Here is a 21,435-nt window from a genome sequence, read left to right as displayed (position 1 = left end):
GCCCAGCCCACCCCACCTCGACATGGCGCCAGCCGTCGGAACCGTGATGACGACAGGAACTCACGGTGGCATCACCGCTACCGATAACGGCGCCGCCGTCGGCGTGGTGCACGGCAACGTGCACCTGCACGCCGCACCACCGCAGCTAGTTCCGGTGGTGCCGCGGCAGCTGCCTGCCGCACCGGGACTGTTCGCTGGCCGGACCACGGAACTGGCCCGGTTGGATCATGTCCTCACCCGTACCGCCGCGCCGGACGGACCGCACGCCCGCGCGGCGGGACCGGCACCCGCTGGCCGGCCAACTGGTCCCCTTGTCGCGGGGGCGACGGTGCTGGTGTCGGCGATCGGCGGGGCTGGTGGCATCGGCAAGACCTGGCTCGCGCTGGCCTGGGCACACCGCAACCTCGACCAGTTCCCTGACGGCCAGCTGTTCGTGGACCTACATGGTTTCAGTGCTGCGGGCGATCCGGTGAAGCCAGCGGCGGCGGTGCGTGGGTTCCTCAACGCTTTGGGGGTCGACCCTGGCCGTATCCCAACTGACCTCGACGCGCAGGCTGCTCTGTACCGCAGCCTGGTCGCGGGGCGTCGAATGCTGATCGTGTTGGACAACGCCGCCACCGGTGACCAGGTCGTTCCCCTGCTGCCCGGCTCACCCACCTGCACGGTGCTGGTCACCGGCCGCCACCGGCTCGCCTCGCTGATCGACCGGCACGGCGCCCGCCACCTGCCTCTCGGCGTCCTCACCTGCGGCGAGGCCCGTGCCCTGCTGGCTGATCGACTTGGCCACGACCGCGTCGCCGCCGCACCCGAGGCCGTGGACGAGTTGATCGGGCTGTGCGGTGGCCACCCGCTGGCCCTGTCGATCACCGCCCGCACCGCCGACAGCCGCCACGACACCCCGCTGGCCGAGGTCGCCGCCGAACTGCGTGAACTCGGGCTGGAGATGCTCGACCACGACACCGACCCGGCCGCGAGTCTGCCCACTGTGCTGTCCTGGTCCCTGCGCCGGCTCACCGAACAGCAGCGCACCGTGTTCGCCCTACTCGGGATCGCCCCTGGTCCCGATATCACCCCATCCGCCACCGCCGCTCTTACCGGCCTACCCGACGGCCCCGCCCGCAGGACGCTGGCGGCGCTGGAGGACGCGTCGCTGCTCGAACGGCGACCGGGCGGCAGGTACGCGATGCACGACCTAGTCCGCGCCTACGCCGCCACCACCGCTCCTAGCTACCTCCCGGAGTCCGTGCGATGGGCGGCACTGGAGCGCGCGATGGACTTCTACCTGCACACTGCCTACACGGCCCACCACCTAGTCAATCCCTATGGCGCGTCGATCCGGCCAGAGCCGCCTACCGCTGGCGTGGTGCCGCAGTCGCTGCCCGACGAGTCGGCGGCGATGGCCTGGTTGGAGGCCGAACATCTCCAACTGATCGCGGCCCAGCGCACCGCCGCCTCCTATCACCGCCACCACACCGCCTGGCACTTCGCCTGGAATGTGGCAGTCCTGCACCAGCGGCGGGCCTACTTCCACGACGACCTGACCATGTGGCGAACGGCGCTGGACGCTGCCCAACACCTATCCGACCCTGCCGCCCGCATCCGCGCACACCGCTACCTTGGCCACGCCCATGCCGCCCTAGGCCGGTTCGACGAGGCCAGCGACCACCTGCATCAGGCGCTCACCCTGGCCACGCACCACGACGACACGCTCCAACGGGCAGGCACACACCATGCCCTCGCATCAATGTGGGCACAACGCGGAGCGGACGGGAAGGCGCTGCGCCACGCCCGACACGCCCTGGACCTGTACCGCACCTGCGGTACCCCGGTATGGGTAGCTGCGGCACTCAACGCAGTGGGCTGGTTCTCCGCCCATTTGGGCGATCACGATACCGCCCGCGAGTACTGTCAGGAGGCCCTGGCCCTGCACCGACACCTCCTGGACCCCGGTGGCGAGGCTACAACTCTGGATAGCCTCGGCTACATCGACCATCGCACCGGCCGTCACCATCAAGCCGTGCATCACTACCAGTCGGCACTCACGCTCTACCGCGCTACGGAAAACCTCTATCAGGTCGCCGACACCCTCGACCGAATCGGCCACCCATGTGTCACCCTCGGACAACATGACCAGGCTCGCACGGCCTGGCTAGAGGCACTGACGCTGTACCGGGAACAAGGTCGCAGTACTGATGCTGCACGCGTTCAGCAGCAACTCGACGATCTCGATGGCGTCACCGGCGTCAATCGGGACAGCGCCTGAGCGTGTGGCAGCACACGGGTTGAACCGCCCCGGGTTCGATAGAGACTCGTTCAGTTGACTGCTCCAGCCGGGGTTGGCTGGCGTTGACGGTAGTAGACGGCCTCGATTTCAGCGGGTGCCAGGTGCCCGATGCTGCTGTGCAGCCGCCGGTTGTTGTACCAGTCGATGTATTCCAGGGTGGCGTATTCGACCTGGTCACGGGTGCGCCAGGAGCCTCGCCGGTTGATCAGTTCGGTCTTGTAGAGCCCGATGGTCGACTCGGCCAGGGCGTTGTCGTAGGCATCGCCGACGGAGCCGATCGAGGCGTCGATCCCGGCCGCGAGAAGGTGGTCGGTGAAGGCGAAAGACGTATATTGACTGCCCGCGTCGGAGTGGTGGATCAACCCCGCCGCGATCGGGTGACCTGTGTGCCCGCGGGCCCACAACGCCATCTCCAGCGCGTCGAGCACCAGCCCGGTGCGCATGGAGGTGTCGGCCTTCCAGCCCACGATCCGACGGGAGAATACGTCGATCATGAACGCGACGTAAACGGTGCCCGACCACGTCGACACGTAGGTGAAGTCCGCCACCCACAACGCGTTCGGCCGCCCGGCGGTGAAATCCCGGTCGACCAGGTCGCCGGCGCGGCGCCCGTCCCTGGCGGGGATCGTGGTGCGGCGGGGACGGCCGCGCACCACGCCGGTGATGCCCAGTTCGCGCATCAGCCGCTCCACCGTGCACCGGGCGACCGTGATTCCTTTGTGCCGCAATGCGATCCAGATCTTCTGCGCTCCGTAGACCTGGTAGTTCTCCCGCCACACGGACAGGATCTCCTCGCGCAGTTCCCCGTCGCGGACGGCCCGCGCCGAGGCGGAGCGAGTTCTGGCGGCGTAGTAGGCGGACGGGGCGATCGCCACGCCTGCCTGACGGAGGACGCGACAGATCGGCTCGACCCCGAACCGGTCCCTGTGCTCGTCGATGTAGGCGATCACCGTTGCGTGGGGCGGTCGAGCTCCGCCGCGAAGAAAGTCGCCGCCGACCGGAGAATCTCGTTGGCGCGCTTGAGTTCCGCCACCTCACGCTTGAGACGCTTGAGCTCCGCAGACTCCTCCGTCGTGGTCCCGGGACGGGTGCCGTAGTCGACCTCGGCCTGCCTGATCCACTTGCGCAGCGTCTCCGGAGTCACCCCGAACTTTGGCGCGATCGAGCACACCGCCGCCCACCACGACGGATACTCCTCCCGGTGCTCCTCCACCAGCCGCACCGCCCGCTGACGCACCTCGGCCGAGTGCCGTGACGTTCCTGCCATGACTCCATCCTCCACAAGCAATGGAGTCCCCACCAAAGCCGGGGCGGTTCAGTCCGGCCTCGTAGCTTTGTGGTGTCTTGTCGTAGCGGGTGGCCAGGCCGCGCCATGTCTTGATCTTCTGGAAGCAGCGTTCGACGGTGTTGCGCCGCCGGTAGCGCGCGGGATCGAACGACACCGGCCGCCCTCCGGCCGAGCCTTTGTTCTTGCGGTTGGCCTGCTGGTCGGTCTTCTCCGGGATCACGGCGGTGATCCGGCGGCGGCGCAGGTAGGCCCGGTTGGCCTTGGAGGAGTACGCCTTGTCGGCGGCCACCGCGTCCGGGCGGGTGCGGGGTCGGCCAGTCGGGCCGGGAACCCGGATCCGGTCCAGCACGGTCTGGAACTGTGGGCCGTCCGCGGCCTGGCCGGGTGTGAGCACGAACGCCAACGGCAGCCCGGCGGCGTCGACCGCGGTGTGGATTTTGCTGCTCAGCCCGCCTCGGGACCGGCCGAGCCCGGCCGCCGCAGCCCGCGCCTTGCGACGCCGCCGGAGGGCGGCACGGTCCCGACCGGCAGACGTGCCCGCGCCGGACGCGTCAGGCGCGGACCGCGACGCACTACCCGCAGCACGCTGTGTTGGGTGGGCAGCGGAGCCCCTTTTTCCTCGGTCAGCGCCTGCTCCAGCGCGTCGAGGGTCTCCCCGGCGACCGCGAGTCCGGCCGATTCGTGATGCGCCCGCACGATCGTGGAGTCCACGCTCACCAGTTCCAACCCGACCTGCCCGCGGGAGGCGGCCTCGGCAATCAGCGCGTCCATCAACCTCTGGAACACCCCCGCCCTGGCCCAGGCGTTGAACCGGGAGTAGACGGTCGACCAGGGCCCGTACCGTTCCGGGACGTCACGCCAACCCGACCCGGTGCGGAACCGCCACAGGATCCCGTTGAACTGATCCCGCACCCGACGCGGCAACGGCCCCGTAGCAGCCACCGGCACATGCGGCTCGATCAACGCCCACTCGGCATCGGCCAGATCAAAACGCGCCACACCCGTGTTCTACCAGCCCTACCAGCACACCACCCGGCCTGACCTAGATCCGAACCCCAAACAGCTCCTAGCCGACGCGGACCACGGGCACACCGCGTCGGCGGCCGACCCGCCTCACCCCGACACCACCCCGGACGCCAGCACCGCGGTGACAACGAGTATCCACGGTGACCTGGTCGCCACCGATCACGGTGCCGCCGTCGGTGTGGTGCACGGCAACCTGAATCTGCACCCGCCACCACCGCGGCCCGCGCCGGTCATTCCGCGGCAGTTGCCCGCCGCACCGGGACTGTTCACCGGCCGGACCGCGGAGCTGGCCCGTCTGGATCGCGCCCTGACCCACGCCGCTACACCGCAGGAACCAGGCACCGACGCGTGGGAACCGACCACCGCAGCCCTAACCACCGGCCTGGCGGGTGCGGGGCAGGGCGCGACGGTGCTGGTCTCGGCGATCGGCGGAGCCGGGGGCATCGGCAAGACCTGGCTCGCCCTGGCGTGGGCATATCGGCACCTGAAGCGGTTTCCCGACGGGCAGTTGTTCGTGGACCTGCACGGCTTCAGCCCCACAGGCGAGCCGACCGAGCTGGCAGTGGCGGTACGCGGGTTCCTCGACGCCCTGGGCGTCGACCCCGACCGCATCCCCGCCGACCTCGACGCCCAGGCCGCGTTGTACCGCAGCCTGGTGGCCGGGCGGCGGATGCTGATCGTGCTGGACAACGCCGCCACCAGCGACCAGGTCACCCCCCTGCTGCCCGGCTCGCCGTCCTGCACCGTGCTGGTTACCGGCCGTCACCGGCTGGCCTCGCTGATCGACCGGCACGGCGCCCGCCACCTGCCCTTGGACGTCCTGGACCGCGACGAGGCCCGCGGCCTGCTGGCCGCCCGCCTGGGCGCCGACCGCGTCGCAGCCGAACCCGAGGCCGTGGACGAGCTGATCGGGCTGTGCGGGGGCCACCCGCTGGCGTTGTCGATCACCGCGCGCACCGCCGGGCCCCACCCCGACGTGGCGTTGGCCGAGGTCGCCGCCGAACTGCGCGACCTCGGGCTGGAGGCGCTCGACCACGACAGCGACCCGGCCGCCAGCCTGCCCACGGTGCTGTCCTGGTCCCTGCGCCACCTCACCGACACCCAGCGCACTCTGTTCGCGCTGCTGGGCATCGCCCCCGGCCCGGACACCACCCCGCCTGCCACCGCCGCCCTCACCGGTCTGCCCGACCGCTCCGTCCGCAGGACGCTGAGCGGGCTGGAGAACGCCTCGCTGCTGGAACGACGACCCGGTGGCCGGTACGCCATGCACGACCTGGTCCGTCGCTACGCCGCGGACACCGCCCACACCGCCCTGCCCGACGACGTGCGGGACACGGCCCTGACCCGGGTGGTGGACTTCCACCTGCACACCGCCCACGCCGCCGACAGCCTCCTGGACCCCCACCGCCCTCTTGTGTCGCCCGAGCCGCCCGCGCCCGGCGTGCACCCACACCCGCTGCCCGACACCGCCACGGCGCTGGCCTGGCTGCAGGCCGAGCACGCCACCCTGCTGGCCACCCAGCGCACCGCCGCCACCCTCGGCCACCACCACACCGTCTGGCACCTGGCCTGGAACCTGCACACCTTCCACCTCCGACGAGGACACCGGCGCGACGCGGTCACCACGTGGCAGGCCGCACTGGACGCCGCCGACCACCTGCCCGACCCCACCACCCGCAGCCGCACCCACCGGCAACTCGGCCTCGCCTGCTCCCTGCTGGGCCTGCACGAACAAGCCACCACCCACCTGGAACAGGCCCTCGCCCTGGCCCTACGCCACCACGACCCCACCGAACAGGCCCTCACCCGCCAGGTGCTCGCGGTCGCCTGGGAACGACGGGGAGACGACCGGCAGGCCCTCGAGCACACCCACCACGCCCTCGACCTCTACCGCGCCCTCGACCAGCCGGTGCGGGAAGCCAACGCGCTCAACTCGGTGGGCTGGTACGCCGCGCGGCTGGGCCGGTTCGATGCCGCCCGCGAGCACTGCCAGGCCGCCCTCACCCTGCACCGACACCACCACAACCCCACAGGCGAAGCGGCCACCCTGGACAGCCTGGGCTACATCGCCCACCACACCGGCGACCACCACCAGGCCCTCGACCACTACCACCACGCCCTCACCCTGAACCGCGACCTCGGCAACACCTACGAGGTCGCGAACAACCTCGACCGCGTGGGCCACCCCCACGCCGCCCTCGGACAACACGAGCAGGCCCGCACCGTGTGGGAGGAGGCACTGGAGCTGTACCGGGACCAAGGCCGCGACGCCGACGCCGAACGCGTCCAACAGCAGCTCGACGAGCTCGACCACTTCACCAGCGCCAACCCGGACAGCGGTTGAGCAGTCGACCTGGGGTAGGTCGGCGTCGGTGCGCGAGAGACTGAAGCCGACGTCAAGCCTGCGGCAACGCGGTTCCGCGCTATCGAGCAGCGACTTGCCGTGGGTATCGACGCCACCAGGCGGTCAGATACGCGTATGCCGCAGCTGTTCAGACAAGCACAGGCGGCTCGGGCTGCTCCGATTGGGCGTATATCTGGAGTTCCTTGTCATCGTGGCGAAGGCGCCTCGTCACCTCGGCGTCCAACCCCCGTTCCGATGTCGAGGACCGCGCCATGTCGGTGTCCGCACTGTCCCGTCCGACCACGCTTGCCGAGTGGATCGCCGCCACGGTCCCGCCGGGCATCCCGGCCATGGATGCGACTCCTGTCGGCAGTTTGCGGTTTCTGTTCTACGGTCGGGCTTCCACTCGTGAGCACCAGGACCCGCGCACGTCGCGGGCGTGGCAGCTGGATGTGTCCCGTAGGCTGACCGGCGGGCACGGTGTGATCGTAGGGGAGTACTTCGAGGTCGGGTGTTCCCGTCAGGTGCCGTGGCATCTACGGCCTCGGGCGGCGGCGATGCTGCGCTACATCGCGGCCAACGCCGACCAGGTCGACGCGGTGGTGGTCGGAGAGTACGAGCGTGCGTTCCTCGACGGCGCTCAGGTGCGGGAGCTGCGGGCGGTGTTGGAGCGGTACGGGGTGCAGTTGTGGCTGCCGGAGGCCGAGGGGCCGGTGGACTTCGACAATCCCGCGCACGAGGCGCTGCTGGCGCTGCTGGCGAAGCGCTCGCTCACGGAGGTGCTGCGTTCCCGCCACAGGGTCGTCACCGCCATGCGGATGCAGACCGTCGAGCAGGGCCGCTACCTCGGCGGCAGGCCGCCCTACGGCTACTGTCTCGTCGACGCTGGCCCGCACCCGAATCGAGCGTTGGCGCGGCGCGGTGTGCGGCAGCAGCGGCTCGTGCCCAATCCGGTCACGGCGCCTGTGGTTCAGCTGATCTTCTCCTTACGTCTGTCCGGACACAGTGCCGCAGGTATCGCCCGCCACCTCAACGAGCAGGCCGTGCCCAGCCCGTCGAGCGCCGACGCGGAACGCGACCGGCCTCGAGTCGAACCCGGCTGGTCGCTGCGTACGGTGATGGAGATCCTGGGCAATCCGCGCTACACCGGTCGTCAGGTGTGGAATCGCACCAGCGCCGACCGTGCCACCCGCTCGCCGAGCGGTCGACGCACCAGCGTCCGCAACGAGCAGCACGCCTGGGCGATCTCGACGTGCATCGCCCACACCCCGCTGGTGTCCGAGCAGGACTTCGTCACCGCCCAGACCATCCAGGCCGCCAGGAACAGCACCCGGCAGGCCGACGCTGACCGAGGCGAGTGCGTCTACCTGTTGGCGGGCAGGCTCCAGTGCGGGTTCTGCGGGCGGAAGATGGACTCGCACCGTTCCCACGGTCGTGCCGCGTACCGTTGCCGTCATGGTCACACCAGCGCCCGTACCCGACCGGAGGGGGCGCCGGGCAACCTCTATTTGCGCGAGGATCACCTGCTCGGCCGCATCGCCGCACACCTCACCGCCGTGGGCATTGCCGACAACCCCGGCCCGGAGCACACCGCACGGCTGGTCGACGAACTCGGACTCGTCCTCCGCTGCGACACCGTCGGGGTCGCTCTGCTCGACCGCGGTACCACCGGGCGAGCACGCACACCACGCAGGCGCGTGGCACCGCAGCTTGTCCATGGCAGGTTCGCGACCGGAGATCGTGGAGAGGCAGGTGAACAACACCTGCTGGCCTTGAGTTGTGCGGCGGTCTCGGCGGCGGATCAACCCGACGCGCCCGCCGCGAAGGTCAATGCACCGGCTCACAGAGCTCGCCCCACACGCCAGCCTCTACAGCGACCGATCCGCCCGGCAGTGCCCCAGCGTCGGCGCCGGCAGATTGGGTTCCAATTCGCCCTCCGCACCACCCGCTCGCGGGACGCATCCCGGGCCGGGGGAGTTGAGTACCCGCCGCCGGGCGAGCACGGCGGCGACCGCGGTCGACAGGTCGTGGGACGAGCTGGCCGTAGCCCACTGCTCCTGCCATCGCGCCAGCAGACACGCTACGAGCAGCGGCCATCAGGTAAAGTCGAAGCCGCATCGGGAAGCAATTTGCCCCACGAGCATCCCAGGTGACCTGGAAATATCTCGCGGGGCAAATTATGTGTCCGAGAGGTTTGCCCGAACACGCATCCGTGGGGAATTTCCCACTCCTCTCGAAGGGGAGTGGCTCATAAGTCCAGCCTAGCAGGGGTCTGGGGCGTCTTTGCAAGAGTGGGGAATTCCCCACGTCGGTTTTCGTCCAGTGGAAGCGGCCGCTGCCCCGCTGGGTACTCTCGGTGACAGCCTATAGGTTCTGCGGCACTCCTCTTGGAGCGGTTGAGAGATGTGCAAAGCTTGGACGTCATATTCTATGACGATATTCTGTTTTCAGAACCGCTGAATAAACAATCGCCACCTAATCCAGAGTTCGCGCCTCCATCGCGGCCATAGGTGAACGCGGTTCTCCATCTCCTCCACATACTCTTCCGACTGTGCGAACACCTTCTTCGCGTCGTCGATGAGGTGTTGCAGTGCCTTGCTGCCGAGCATCTCCAGTGGTGAGACGTCGTCTGTGCTGTACAGCAGCGTCTGCATGCACAGTTCGAGGGATGCCAGCGCCCAGGTCGCCGGCTCGGCCAGGCCGGACAGCATCGGTCCGGTCTGTCTGTGGAGGACGTCTCCGCGTTCGACGACGTTGAGTTGGTCGCCTCTGGCGTCGGCGTGGATCTCGTGGCTGGCCCAGTAGTAGTGGCCGCGCAGGTGGGCGACCTTGACCAACTTCTCCAGCTGGGCGAAGTTCGGGCGCCGCAGCCCGTCCACACCCGAGGCCCAGCCGTAGGAATCCTTGTAGTCGGTGCCGAACCTGTCGAGGAGCTCCTGCCGGGCTTGCTCCAGCTCGGCGATCTCCTCGTCGGCCAGCGGCTCGCCACCGAGCACTTCACAGTGGTCCTGGTAGGTCTTGGCGTCCTTGGCGGTCAGTACTCGTTCGTGGAGGTAGAACCGCTCTGCCAGGTCCGCATGTTCCGTCGTCTCGCCGAATTCGGTCAGCACGAGCATGATCACGGCGATCTCGTGCAATGTGCGGCAGCGGGCCAGTGCCGCCATCGGGTAGCCGCCTGCGAGGGCGTGATGGATCTCCAGCGCGGTGCGACAGGCGCGGGCGTAGAGGCCGGTCAGGACCTCGAAGTGGTAGTCCTGCCGTTCTTCGGCCTCGGCGGCCAGGCGGTCGTCGAACCGTTTGCCCGCGTCGTGGGCGTTGACGCAGATGGCCAGGTAGAGGTCGAGCGGTCGACCCCAGTACATCCTGAGAGCCCGCCGGAAGGGCGTGTGGCTGCGACGGCGATGTCGCACGGTCGTCGGTGCACTGCGCCGCATCATCGACGCCACCGCGGGTGCGTGTTTGTCCGCGGCCTGCGTCCAGGCGTTGACGACGCGTTCGTGTGCTTCGTCGTCGCTGAGGCCGTCGGCCGTGAGCTTGTTGATCCGCTCGACCATCGCCGTGAACACGTTGTGGTCGAAGTCTTCGTGGACACGGCGTCCGGGGAACTTCATGGCGGGATGCTACGAGTGCGTCGCGCCTCAACGAAGTAGCCATGCCGCTGGTCGTGATGTTGTATCGCGATCTGGTCGGGCATGCCGAGTGGAACGTGCGCGAGGTGCTCGACCGACTCTGTCGGTCGAGTGCGTCCGTTTCAGGGCAGTTCGACGTAGGGCAGGCCGACTGCGGACAGCTTGGTTTGCAGGTTGATGTCGCTGGTGGCGACGTAGAGCGCAGAGCCGGGGTGCCGCGATTGCAGCAGGAGGCTGGAGGCGATGAACTGGTCGTCGGGCACGGAGAGGTCCAGCCAGGACGGCAGGTCGTCGCCGCGGGGTTCGATGTGCTCGAAGACGGCGGAGACGTCGCCGGCGACCCGGACGCCTGTGCGTGGGTCGCCGTTGGTGCGTAGTCCTTTGAGGCGCCGGTCGGCTCGTTGGGCGGCGTCGCGGAGGTCCTGGTTCCGTCCGGCACATTTGGCGTCGTCGATCTCTCGGAGCACGACCGGTAGCAGGTGCGCCATGTACTTGCCGCCGAGCGTGGGGACGTGTGCGGCCAGGTCCGGATTGTCGAGCAGCGTGTTGGTGTCGACCACGAGCCGGACGGCATAGTCGTCGCCGGTGAGGAGGCCCGTCATCGAGCGCAGCTCGGCCAGATCGAAATTGATCATGCTGGTGGCTGCGGCGACGGTGTCGGGGATGCCACAGGCGCGGCCTGGGCGGACGAGCCAGTCCTCCAGGCGGCCCAGGTGCGTGTCCAAGCGCTTGGTCACCGCGGGGGTGGGGTGGGGGAACAGCAGTCGGTAGCGGGGCTCCCAGTCGCGTATCTGGGCCAGGAGTTTCATGCGTGCCGCTTCCAGCGGGGCATCGCTGGAAGCCCAGCCCCAGCTGGCGAAACCGATAAAGACCATATCTCCGCGGCCATGCCGGTTGGGGTCGATGTTGATGATGCCGGAGGCTGCCAGGACTTCCTGGTAGGCCGTGTGGATGTTGTCCAGTTCGGCCATTAGGCGCTCGACGTAGGAAGGCGGCTTCGGCGCAGCTGATCGTTTGGCCACTGCGCTACCTCCTTCGCCCTGTGAGTTCGAAGGCGCCGAAGTGGCACTTCGAGTTCGAAGCTCTGGCCGGGCGTGAGCATAGCCAGCAGTACCTCACTGCGACCATGGCCGTCGGACGATACGGGTAATCGGTCTTGCCGAGCGTGGACGGGCGCGTTCCGGGTGCTTCAGGGTAGGGGCGCGGTCGACTCGACCTCGATGGGGAACTTGGTTCGGTTCGGCGAGCTGGTTCGTGCCGGCCAAGGCTGTGGGCGGCGCCAGGTCAGTGTTATCGGGGCGTTCATCGATCCGCTCATGGGCAAGCCGGGTCACAGCTCTCCGGGCATTCCGCCGGTGGGTTGATCGAGGTGGCCAGGATCGCGGCTTGCTCGACCCTGCGCGCTCATCACCACGGACATGTCCGGGTCGTCGTAGAGCAGGACATCGCCGGTGCGGTGTGATACGAGCTGGGTGATCGCCGCTGCCTGCGGGGCGCTGCCAAGGGCTGAGCCAGTGGGAACAGTAGGGGCCAACCTCTCGACCTTACGGCAAGCGTGCCTCACGCTTTTTCCGTGACCGACCCATTCGATGGACCCGCTGCGGCTTGGCCCAACTCGCAGGCAGATCTTCTTGCCGGTAACGACGACTGGTGGTTCGTCGCCTGCATGGATTGGCCCCGGGACCAGTGGCTTGGCTACATCGAGGGCTACCGGAAGGCGGCCGGGCTGATCCTGGCGCAGGTTGCGGTCACCGGTCACAACCAGGACTACTTGGTCTATCCCTTCCTGATGTGTTGGCGTCAGCACGTTGAGCTGCAGCTCAAAAACTTGATCATTCAATGCCTGCGTTGCAAGAGAGAGGAAGTCGACTTTCCCCATACGCACAAGCTGGAACTGCTGTGGCGACAGGCCCGGAAGCTTCTGACAGAGGTCTATCCCGATGATGATACGGCCGCGGTTGATAACGTCGAGCGGGTGTTGATGCAGTTGCAGAGCTTCGACCCGACCTCGGAGCACTTCAGGTACCCCGTCGTCAAGGACGGCTCACCCACGCTCGCAGCGCTTCCCCGGGTTCACATGCGGCTGTTCCATGAAACGATGGAAGGAGTGGCGAACTACCTCGACGGCACTGACACCGGCCTTCGCGAGAAGATCGACGCCGAAAACGAGGCCCGTGCCGCGATGTACGACATGTTCGGCCCCTGGCCGGGCTTGACCGCTTCGCCGATCTGACGCATCGCTGGAGGTAAGACGTGGCGTGGGAGTGGCTGGCCCCGGTCGGAACAGTGGTCGGCTCAATGATCACCGCTGGGGTCGGTGCCTATTTCGGCAGCAAGAAGACCCAGGAGCGGCAGCACAAGTTCGAACACGAGAACGCGGTCCTGGAACGCGGCCGAGAGAAGGCGGATCAGGCAATCGAGGCCCTACGCACGTTGCAGAAGGACTCCGAGTTGGCCGCCCTCCTGGACAGTCCGAACGAAGTCGCTGCACTACAGCCCGCTCAACGCGCCCGCGCCCTGGAGCTCGGTAGGCACCTCGATCAACTGGGGCGGGCAATCGAGTACCTCACGGACCCGATGGTGCGTGCGGAAATCGACCTTGTCCATGACGCCATTCGCGAGTCGGGCATCTTGCTCATGTTCGGGGAAGGCGAGGACACGACCGCGCAGCCTCTGGTCTGGTGCGCGTGCCGTGAAGGGCTCGCCGTGCTCGGTCGCTACGTGCGCAACGAGCCTCCGCAGCCCTCTTCGGCGTACATGAAGGCACTGCGGGTGAGGCGGGACACCGGCGAGGCTGAACTTGAGCGCCAGATCGAAGAGTCGAGGTGTCGACCCGACGAGCAGCGCCGCATCACCGCTGCCGAATGAGGCTCTCCGTCCGGTGATCGGGAAGGCGCATGATGAACGGCCAGCGAAGTCGTCGGTCACGCCGAGGCGGCGGATGCAGTCATCAGTGCAGGATACGCTCGACCACCGCCCTGTGCATCCTCATGTCGGTATTGGGCGTGACGCCAGCGAAGCGCGTAGATGCTGCAAGGGTGCTGGCAGTAGGGACAAGCTTGATCACCGTACGAAATCATTGGTGAAGAAGGGTGGCACAACATGGGTGTTGACATCGACGAGTACGCAACTGCACTTCTGGAATTCCTGTATGATTCGCCCGACGAGGGTGTCTCGTCGTACCTGTCGACCCACAGCCTCGACGCCGAGACGGGCGGGAAGCTGGTCACCTTCCTTGGCAACAGGGGTCTGGTCGACGACCTTACGACACATGAGGGCCCGGACGCGTCGATCAACGCCGAGGGGGTGGTAGCGGTCCAAAAGATTCGGCGCGAGCGCATGAAGCCTGCTCGACGGTTGGGCGTCCTACGTTCGCGTATGCTGACCTGGCTAGATGGTCACGATCGACAGACCGGATCCCGCCCGTGGTCTGAATTTCTCGCCGGTCCTGACATCGGGTATTACGGCAATAACTTCACGGAGAAAGAAGTGTTGCGCGAGGCCGATTATCTCCATGAGCGTGGCCTGATAAAGACGCTGTCCACCGCGAGCAGGAGTCCGGGGGTGGCGAGGTCGACTATCACGTCTAACGGTCGGGATTGTCTTGTCGACTTCGATGGCAACGTCTCCGAATACTTGAACCGAGGGCAACAGTCGAATACCACGACCAACATCATGATGACCGGCAGCACTGGCAACATCACCGTCGCGAGTGACAATGTCGTACAGAACGTGAACGCGGGCCTGAGCACCACCGAGGTGCTCAAGTTCGCCGGTTTCGTCCGTCAGAGTCTGCCTGTCCTCGGGGTCGAGCAGAGTGCGCACGAGGCACTCGACGCCCAGGCGGAGGAGCTGCATCAGGAAGCGAGTTCGGCTGCTCCGGACCGGGGCAGGCTGCGCGGACTGCTCGACGCAGTTCTCGACGGGTTGCGCATGGCTGCGCCCACGGTGGTTCGGTCGACCGCCATCGGGTTGGGTGAGAAGGCCCTCAAGTCAGTGACCGGCGCGTAGACGGGACCGCGCTCGGCGGCGGGCGCGAACGACCATGCGATCGTCGGTGCCGCGTCCCAGGCGCGCTTGTTCTGCCTCTGGCTGGCGACGCTATTGAGCATCGCGACCTGCGGCGTCGATGGTTGAGTTGGGCGTCCAGAGTTGCAGCCCGGTCTCGTGGGAGCGGGCTGTCAGCCGCCGAGAGCCTGAATCGCCTGCATGCCCAGACCAGTGATCATCTCCAGGGCGATGGTCGGCACGGCCGTCTGCAACGTTTGCATGATGCTGTCGGTCAAGGCTCGCATCCGACCGCGGTCCGGAGTCGCGGCACTCGCCTGCTGGTGAAGTTCCTCGGCTTGGGCGTCGGCGGCTTGCCGGGCTTCCTCGTCCAGTCCGAGCACGGGCAGAGTCTGTCGAACGGCGCCGGCGAACTTGAGCACCTCGGTGGTGTCGAGCCCGGAGTTGACGTTCTGCTGGACGTTGGAGCTGGCGTTGGTGATGTTGCCGACGCTGTCGGTCATCGTGATCGTCGTGTTGTTGTGGGTCGTGTGGCTTGTGGTGGAGCGCCCACCACGGTTGAGGTATTGGTTCACGTCTCCCTCGAAATGGATCAGACAGTCGCGGCCTGCGGTGGTGATGCCGGGGCGGAGGGTGCCATCCTCGGCCTCGTCGACGCGCGCAGCGGTGATCAGACCGTGCCCGTAGAGGTAGGCGGCCTCCTTCTCCACCTCGGCTTTGGTGAAGTCGCCGCCGGGGTAACGCATGCCGTCGCCAGCGAGAAATCCGCTCCAGTCCGACACCCCGCGGTTGTCCTCCAACCAGCGCAGCATCCTGGTCCACAGCGTGCCCAGGCGGCGGACCGGGCTGTTCCGCTCGGCGATTAACTGCTGGGCCTTGGCCAGACCACTGCCGGTGAGACGACAGTCGGGACCACCGAAGGTGGAGCAGTCTCTGGCCAATCCCGTGCCGACGAGATACTCGACGACCAAGTGACCGTTCTGGATGTCGATCTCGTTCTCTCGGAGGTAGTCGGCGACCTCGTTCTCGCCGCTCTGCCCCAGGTGCTCCAGCAGCCCTCGGGCGTGGTGCTCGATGTCGATCCTCATGTGATCAGGCCTTCGTGTGAGCGTGCAGCCACGGGGATGACGCTGTCCCTGTAGCCTGCGGAAACAGGTTGTGACCGTAGACATTATCGAACACCCGTTCCCGTTTCGTCTCGACAGGCGCGCCTGTCGTCACCAGGGTCTGCAGGCGCGGGCGGGCGGCTGGTGAGGACCTCGGAGTGGTGGCCGGGTCGTTTCTCGGCCTCGGTGGCCAAGCGGCGGTCGGACCGTTGGCTGGCCTCGCGGATGCCGATGCAGATGGCCGGGTAGTGATCCAGCGGCTGATCACATAGGCTTCGAGGTTTTCTGGAACGGCCGGTAGACGCGGTGGCGATGGCGCAGCGTCCTCGGCGCGGATCGTCGCATCGTGGCCGCCACCGCAGGCGCTTGCTGGTCCGAGGATTGAACCCAGGCGTCGACCGCGAGCACGCGCTTTGTCCTGTCGAGTCCGCCGGCGGTGAGCTGTCCATCCCCGACGGTCGTCGCGAAGGCATCGTGGTTGAAGTCGCCGTGATGCCGACGTCTTGGGGAATCTCATCGCAGCGGGAGAAGTGCACGGGAAGTTCCGGGTGACGTGTCCGCCACCCGGATCCGTCGTCGCGGCGGGTCGGTCACAACGGGCAGGTCCGCTGGTCGATGCCGAACAGGTCCCACGGCTCTACGTGCTGGGTGATCTCGTCCGGTGCGATCGTGCAGATGTCGGGTGCCCAGGCGAGGAACCGCTCGCCTTGCGGGGCGGCGATGTCGAACCGTCGTGCCTCGGGACCGTGTTCGGGTGCCGGTCCGAGGTCGCGGGTGGAAGCGCGAGGGTGCCACACGACGAAGGCGGGCATCGGGACCTCAACTCCCGCCAACGTCATCGTCTGCGGTTCGTTCCGGATGAGGCAGCTGTGTTCGCCGGTGGGCAGTTCGCCGCGGGGGTCGATTCGTGGGCCGATAGAGCGGGCGAGTTCGGCGACTCGTCCTTCGTGGAGTCGTCGCGCGACCCGAAGCAGGACGCGTTCTTGATAGCCGACAGCGGTAGGGCGGCCCAGGCTTCGGCCGGTGAGGGCTCCGATGGCCAAGACGTCTTCGAGCGTGTCGATGACCACCCGGAGTTGTTCGGTGTCCTCGGCGGTGAGGTCGGTGGTGGTGAAGGTCAAGTGCGGTTCCTCGTCGTGTTCGCCGAAGAACGCCAGGGTGTGCGCCTCGCCCGTCCGCAGTTGGAAGCGGCACAGCGCCAGATGGGCCGTGTTGCTGTCGGTTGCGCTGACCAGCTTCATCGACGGTGGACCCGGCTGTCCGTCGGCCACCGGGAACCGTAGACGGCACACCACTCCGCCGGCGATCAGGACGTCGGCGCCCTGCCGATCCTCCGCATCGGCGGGGCGGGGCACGATGGCGGTGTCGTAGGCGGCCACCAGGGTTCCGTCGGCACGGTTGAGCATCACTCGCAGTCGTGTCGCCGAGCCCTGTCGGAGTGCCTCGACGGCGGTGAGATCACGCCAGGCTTCCCCGGGTTGCTCGCCGAAGTCCGCCGTAGTCGCCCCGGTCCCGGCGGGCGCGACGCGGATGATGCCCTCCTCGACGATCTCCGAGCCCACGACGACGTCGCGTTCCCAGTCGGCGGCGTCGAGCACGACCACGCCGGCGTCGCGCAGCTTCTCCACGTAGCGCAACGTCCGTACTACCAGCTCGGCGATCCGGCAGTAGTAGCGCACCGCGGCCAGGTAGCGCTGCCGCATCGGGTAGTCCAGGGCGTTACGTCTGCGCTGGTCGGGATCGACGTGCACGAGGTCGATGTACATCCATGCCTCGGCCAGGAGCACGTTGGACACCGGGGTGAGTGTGTCGGGAACCTCGGTTCCCCTCCATTGGACCAGCCCGTAGGTCTTGCCGGTCGTGGTCGTCTTCCACGCTTCGCGCAGCTCGTTCAACTCTTCACGGTACTGCTCGACGTCAGGGGCCGGACTCGTGTCGAGCAGGCGCCTCAACGCCTTGGTGACCTTGAAGTGGTGGACCGACTCGTCCCCGAGGAGCAGCGGGCGGACCCGCGTGGCCAAGGATTCGAAGACCTCCTCGTCGGGAGGAAGGCGATGGCGGATCCGACTTGTTCCGTCCGGGCGCAGGTGTACGTCGAACCGTTCCTGGGCGAGATCGGAGAGGATGGTGGGGTCCTGGACGAGCGAGTGGGCCTGGATGCGCCGGGCGCGGACGATGAAGGCGCCGACGACTTCGTGGTGACTCGGTGACACCCGGTCCATCATGCCGTGGCCCGTCCGCGAACGATGCGGCCGCGGTGATTGGTCTCGTCGTACTGCATGGAACGACCCACGTGGCGTCCCGTCGGTAACCGGTGGGTGGTGACGACGCAGCATCCTCGGCGCCGCCTTCCGCATCGTCGATGCCACCGCGCACGTGGTGGTCCGCTGCTTGGACCCAGGCGTTGACGGCGCGCTCGCGCGCCTCGTCCTCGTCGCGTCTTGCGGTTGTGAGCTCTACAAGCACCACCGCTCGGTGGTTGACGAGCTCGCCATGACCAGGCCGATGGACGGGAACGCATCGGACCGGGCTCCATGGCACATCGACGACGAGCCGTCGATGTCGGTAACGGTCAGTCCTGGCACGGTACTGCTGGTCCAACAGCCGGTCCCGCCGCTGGATCTTCCAGACGGAACCTACCGCGAGGGTGAATACCGGCCGTGCGAGTGCGGTAGCGGGTTGAAGTGGAAATTTTGCTGCAAAGACCTTGATATACCGCAGTAGTCGTTCGCCGTGAACGATGAGGTCGTGGGCGACGTCGATGCGGGCGCTGCCCTCGAAGAACGGTCCGGCGTGACAGGCGGCGAGCTTGGTCTTGCGACGTAGGCAGGACAGGTCGTAGTGCTTTAGCGAGGCCGTGTTGGTCAGAACGTTAGCGACGAGATCCCGTCTTCGCGACAGAATGCGTTCATTGTTAGGTCGCATCCGTACCGCGACAGGAGTCGTCTGACGACAGGTGCTGCGCAGTTCGTGCGATCGGAAATCGTTCACTCCGTCGGGTGGGTGCCCGAAGGTTGGGCCTTCCACCGGCACGATGGGATGATACTGGAGCAGACCGTTGAAGTGCTGGTCGAATTGGGGACCGGCCGGCGCCGGGCGATCGCGGGATGCGCTCGGGATTAGTGGAAGCGCCGTAGACACCCGTCGGTGACGCCGCAGCACCATGCGCGGACGGTGCGGGTGATCACGGACCAGTGGTAGGACGTTTTCTTTGGCAGAGGGTTGGTTGATGCCCTCCTGCGGCTGGAGCACGCTGTCGTGGTGATTGTTGAGGCTGCGGTGCCTTCGGTGCTACCAGATCGCTTGAAGGGGTTACTGGAGTTCGGCGAGGAACGTGCTGATGGGCGGCTCGAACGCGATGGCGAGGTCCTCTGCGGTGCGGAGGTTGTCCGACATGCCGGTGGTGGCGAGTCTGCCGTGGGGCAGTGTCGCGGCTACGGCTTCGGCGATCGCCGTGGGGTGGCGTTGGTCGATGCCGGGGATCACCAGTGTCGGTGTGGTGGTGTGGGCCAGTTCGGTGAGGGAGCGGAGCAGGCGGTCGTGGCCGATGGCGGCGGCCGCGGCGACGCTGTCGGGGTCCGAGCGGGGGATGGCGTCGGCGACCAGGGTGCTGATCACGGGCGTGAGGGTGGGGAGGATCGGGGCCCATGCCGCCTGGATGCCCTCGGTGCGTACTCGTGCGGCGAAGGCGTCGAGGAACTCGACCTCCGCTGCCTTGGCGTGGTCGTCTTCGATGTCCTCGACGCTGATCAGCACGGCGGCGCGGACGCGCGAGGGGTGTCGGAGGCAGGTGCGCAGGGTGATGCTGGAACCGAGGCCGGTGCCGCCCAGGACGGTGGTCTCGACGTCGAGGTGGTCTAGCAGGGCGGTGACGTCGTCGGCGTAGTTGTTCCAGGTGTGCCTGCCGGGGTCGGTGCAGATCGATCGGCCGTAGCCGCGCACGTCGGGTAGGACCACGGTGTACCGGTCGGCCAGGGATCCGGCCAGTGGTAGGAGGCTGTGGTGGTCGGGCCCGCCGCCGTGCAGGAGTACGACGGGTGGGCCGTCACCGAGGGAGGCGGCGTGCAGTGCGCAGCCGTCCCGACCGCGGTAGGTGAAGTGTTCGGGTGGGTGGGTCATCGGCTCAGTGGTGGTAGGCGTGCACGACGGCGTGGCCGCTGCCGCGTCCGATGAGCCACTTGTTCACCGGCACGGTGACCACGAAGGCGACCGCGAGGGCGAAGGCGAGCGCTCCCCAGAACAGCCACGACGCCACGCCTGCCTCCATCACGCCGGGGACGGTGAGCATCACGGCGTTGTCGACGATCTCCATGACGGCGATGGAGATGGTGTCGGCGGCCAGGGCCACCTTCAGCGCGCGGCGGAAGCCGACACCGGCCTTGAGGACTCCGCGCATGGTCAGGGCGTAGCCGAAGACGAACGCCAGTCCGACCGCCAGTACGACGGTGGCGAGGTTGTTCCAGCCCAGCGACGTGCCGATGATCATGCCCAGGACTTCGCCGATGGCGCAGCCGGTGAGGCAGTGCAGAGTGGCCGAGGCTGCCATGCCCCACCCCGCGCGGGGTGGGTGTCCTTGGTGGGTGTTGTGCTCTTGGTGGTGTCCGGCATGTTCTGTGTTCATACGTCGACCCCTCTCTGTGTCCTGGGATTGTCTCGTCAGCCGGTCGAGGCGGCCTCCTCCGACTGGAAACCGGTCTTCGCGTGGGTGCCGTCGCAGAACGGCTTCGTCGCGGATCTGCCGCATCTGCAGAGCAGGACGCTGCGGCGCGCGGGGACGTCGAACGCGTTGCCGGCGTGGTCCACCAGTCTCATCGGTCCTTTCACCTGATAGGGGCCCGAGTTCACGACTTTGATCACTACTTCTGGCTGTTCCTGGTCCACGTCGGCCTCCCTCGCAGTCAGGAGGTCTGCGGCGCACCAGGCGAGGTGCGCCGCAGACCGTCATATCAGGACGCGATCTTGTAGCCGGCCTCCTCGACCGCGGACTTCACGTTCGTCAGGTCGACCTGATCGCCGATGACGGTCACCTTTCCGGTGGCGATGTCGATGTCGACGTCCTCGACTCCGGGGACCGACGAGACCGCCGCGGTGACCTTGCCGACGCACGAGTTGCAGGTCATGCCGCTGACGTTGATCGAGTTGTTCTGCATCGGTGCTCCATGGCGGGAAGGTGGGGTGGACGCTGGCAGCGGAAACGTTCGTCGAACGCGGCCAGTATGGGGTACCCCCGTACCGTATACCGGACGGTTGGTGACCGGCAACTCCACGAGGCGACTGCTGGCGGGCAGTAGTCCTGAGGTGCGCAGGCGGCCATGTTCACGGAGCCGTTGCTCGTCGACCTCTCGCGAGGTCATCGGCGGCGTCGGGCGTGCTCACCGGTGCGACGCGACGGTGGCGGCGCAGAGGATGTGCCGCGCACCTGCCAGTGGGAAGGGTGCACCGGGTTGCGGCAACCGGGATGGGAATCGAAGTCGGTTCCGAGGCTGCGGGTCGCGCTGGAGACAGCCTCCCCCGAGCACCGCGGTGCGGTCTGTGCGGCAGGCTGGTGGTGTCGGGCGTGGATGCTCCGCGCGCCGGTTCCGGCGCGGCCACGCGCAGGTCGGTCATGAGATGACGAAGTAGGTTGCAAGCACCCGGAGTTGTTCTACGTCGTCCGGTACGACACGAGTACCGGCCGACGGACCGCGTGCCCGGCACGACGTCTGCGTTCAGGGATGTCTGGAGCGATCCTCGCCGCTCCGGGCATCACC

General features: G+C 67.4%; 15 protein-coding genes, 1 pseudogene and 1 other annotated feature. Of the genes and pseudogenes, 6 read left to right on the top strand and 10 right to left on the bottom strand.

The window, feature by feature from the left end; all coding sequences use genetic code 11:
• The first annotated feature begins 22 nt into the window (after positions 1–22).
• Positions 23–2,263, top strand: a complete 2,241-nt coding sequence (locus ACRAKJ_RS26455; RefSeq protein WP_438923500.1) for a tetratricopeptide repeat protein — start codon at positions 23–25, stop codon at positions 2,261–2,263.
• A 50-nt stretch (positions 2,264–2,313) separates the two neighbouring features.
• On the opposite strand, the gene ACRAKJ_RS26450 is transcribed toward ACRAKJ_RS26455, so the two are convergent.
• Both ACRAKJ_RS26450 and ACRAKJ_RS26445 read right to left on the bottom strand, forming a co-directional pair.
• A protein-coding gene (locus ACRAKJ_RS26450) for an IS3 family transposase (protein ID WP_438923508.1) occupies positions 2,314–3,551 on the bottom strand; the annotation gives its coding sequence in 2 pieces (ribosomal slippage) (positions 2,314–3,272 and positions 3,272–3,551; 1,239 coding nt in all).
• Positions 3,145–3,276: a sequence feature (AL1L pseudoknot), on the bottom strand. (Overlaps the previous gene by 132 nt.)
• Positions 3,552–3,597: 46 nt before the next feature.
• Positions 3,598–4,571: pseudogene (locus ACRAKJ_RS26445) on the bottom strand (IS5 family transposase); the annotation flags it as partial.
• A gap of 271 nt (positions 4,572–4,842) precedes the next feature.
• On the opposite strand from ACRAKJ_RS26445, the gene ACRAKJ_RS26440 reads away from it, so the two are divergent.
• Entirely contained in the window at positions 4,843–6,942 is a 2,100-nt protein-coding gene (locus tag ACRAKJ_RS26440; RefSeq protein WP_438923499.1) for a tetratricopeptide repeat protein, read from the top strand.
• Positions 6,943–7,214: 272 nt separating this feature from the next.
• Positions 7,215–9,095: a recombinase family protein gene (locus ACRAKJ_RS26435; protein WP_438923498.1), complete on the top strand. Its 1,881-nt coding sequence runs from the start codon at positions 7,215–7,217 to the stop codon at positions 9,093–9,095.
• Positions 9,096–9,389: 294 nt separating this feature from the next.
• Here the strand turns inward: ACRAKJ_RS26435 and ACRAKJ_RS26430 are convergent, their stop codons facing one another.
• On the bottom strand, positions 9,390–10,553 hold the full coding sequence (locus tag ACRAKJ_RS26430) for a DUF5677 domain-containing protein (protein ID WP_438923497.1): 1,164 nt from the start codon (positions 10,551–10,553) through the stop codon (positions 9,390–9,392).
• 140 nt (positions 10,554–10,693) lie between these two features.
• Positions 10,694–11,542, bottom strand: coding sequence for a PIN domain-containing protein (locus ACRAKJ_RS26425; protein ID WP_438923496.1), 849 nt, complete (start codon positions 11,540–11,542; stop codon positions 10,694–10,696).
• A 602-nt stretch (positions 11,543–12,144) separates the two neighbouring features.
• On the opposite strand from ACRAKJ_RS26425, the gene ACRAKJ_RS26420 reads away from it, so the two are divergent.
• From ACRAKJ_RS26420 to ACRAKJ_RS26410, 3 genes are all read left to right on the top strand, one after another.
• Positions 12,145–12,804 (top strand): hypothetical protein, encoded by a 660-nt coding sequence (locus ACRAKJ_RS26420; protein ID WP_438923495.1) that lies wholly within the window; start codon positions 12,145–12,147, stop codon positions 12,802–12,804.
• Positions 12,805–12,824: 20 nt separating this feature from the next.
• Positions 12,825–13,439 (top strand): hypothetical protein, encoded by a 615-nt coding sequence (locus ACRAKJ_RS26415; RefSeq protein ID WP_438923494.1) that lies wholly within the window; start codon positions 12,825–12,827, stop codon positions 13,437–13,439.
• 234 nt (positions 13,440–13,673) lie between these two features.
• Positions 13,674–14,582 carry a hypothetical protein gene (locus ACRAKJ_RS26410; RefSeq protein WP_438923493.1) on the top strand — a complete coding sequence of 303 codons (909 nt, stop codon included), beginning with the start codon at positions 13,674–13,676 and terminating at the stop codon, positions 14,580–14,582.
• Between the two features lie 170 nt (positions 14,583–14,752).
• On the opposite strand, the gene ACRAKJ_RS26405 is transcribed toward ACRAKJ_RS26410, so the two are convergent.
• The 6 genes from ACRAKJ_RS26405 to ACRAKJ_RS26380 form a co-directional block, all read right to left on the bottom strand.
• Positions 14,753–15,667: a hypothetical protein gene (locus tag ACRAKJ_RS26405; RefSeq protein ID WP_438923492.1), complete on the bottom strand. Its 915-nt coding sequence runs from the start codon at positions 15,665–15,667 to the stop codon at positions 14,753–14,755.
• Between the two features lie 608 nt (positions 15,668–16,275).
• Positions 16,276–17,910: a hypothetical protein gene (locus tag ACRAKJ_RS26400; protein ID WP_438923491.1), complete on the bottom strand. Its 1,635-nt coding sequence runs from the start codon at positions 17,908–17,910 to the stop codon at positions 16,276–16,278.
• Between the two features lie 1,087 nt (positions 17,911–18,997).
• Positions 18,998–19,804, bottom strand: a complete 807-nt coding sequence (locus ACRAKJ_RS26395; RefSeq protein WP_438923490.1) for an alpha/beta fold hydrolase — start codon at positions 19,802–19,804, stop codon at positions 18,998–19,000.
• Between the two features lie 4 nt (positions 19,805–19,808).
• The gene (locus ACRAKJ_RS26390; protein ID WP_438923489.1) at positions 19,809–20,231 is read right to left on the bottom strand and encodes a DUF4396 domain-containing protein; all 423 of its coding nucleotides are present in this window, start codon (positions 20,229–20,231) and stop codon (positions 19,809–19,811) included.
• Positions 20,232–20,341: 110 nt separating this feature from the next.
• The gene (locus tag ACRAKJ_RS26385) at positions 20,342–20,566 is read right to left on the bottom strand and encodes a CDGSH iron-sulfur domain-containing protein (protein WP_438923488.1); all 225 of its coding nucleotides are present in this window, start codon (positions 20,564–20,566) and stop codon (positions 20,342–20,344) included.
• Between the two features lie 65 nt (positions 20,567–20,631).
• Entirely contained in the window at positions 20,632–20,835 is a 204-nt protein-coding gene (locus tag ACRAKJ_RS26380; RefSeq protein ID WP_438923487.1) for a cation transporter, read from the bottom strand.
• Positions 20,836–21,435: the final 600 nt, after the last annotated feature.

This window comes from Saccharothrix sp. DSM 118769 (genome assembly GCF_052936295.1).
This window is presented reverse-complemented; position numbering and strand designations above follow the sequence as displayed.